Raw genomic sequence first — 517 nt, 5'->3', positions numbered from 1 at the left:
ACTCTTATTTTTTTGATAACAGATTGACTATAGCGTTTTTTAACGGTTACGTTACGGGGCGATTTTTCAACGACAACGGCTATAAAAAAGCACATGGGAACCGGTCTAACCAACACAACGCCACCCGCACACGAATAAACCACCCTAGCGTTTACGGATGTGAGTAACTTCTAGCTACCCCCACCGGCACCCGTGCACGATTAGGCAGGCCAGAGAGCAGGCCAGGGACGGGCCTGTTTTCAGTTTGACCGTTTCGGAGAGTTCCACGGAGAGAAGCCCATAGACCAGACACGAAGTGTCTAACATTTGTGACACTGTAAGCCTGTCACTTTTCTGAACCCAACCGTTCCATAGCCTATAGGAATACGCAGGTTCCCACCGACGAACCCATACGTTAGAGCAAAAAAACATAGAGAAACACATAGGGAACCACGGAACCAGGCACGACTGGCACGCTTTCGCCTATATCGTTTTTGCCTTCACCTGATAGGAAACTTTAGGAAGTCAGGCCAGAGAA

The 517-nt window shown here is 48.5% G+C and carries 1 protein-coding gene; it reads right to left on the bottom strand.

Going from position 1 to position 517, the window contains the following annotated elements:
- Positions 1-174: 174 nt before the first annotated feature.
- Entirely contained in the window at positions 175-411 is a 237-nt protein-coding gene (locus FXW07_RS01830; RefSeq protein ID WP_229393500.1) for a hypothetical protein, read from the bottom strand.
- Positions 412-517: the final 106 nt, after the last annotated feature.

This window comes from Methanosarcina sp. DH1 (genome assembly GCF_020804205.1).
In the GTDB taxonomy this organism is placed as follows: Archaea; Halobacteriota; Methanosarcinia; order Methanosarcinales; family Methanosarcinaceae; genus Methanosarcina; species Methanosarcina vacuolata.
This window is presented reverse-complemented; position numbering and strand designations above follow the sequence as displayed.

What these genes read in the sequence shown, in the direction of transcription:
- FXW07_RS01830 (WP_229393500.1), bottom strand. Translation starts at nt 411, where the DNA reads ATGTTTTTTTGCTCTAACGTATGGGTTCGTCGGTGGGAACCTGCGTAT.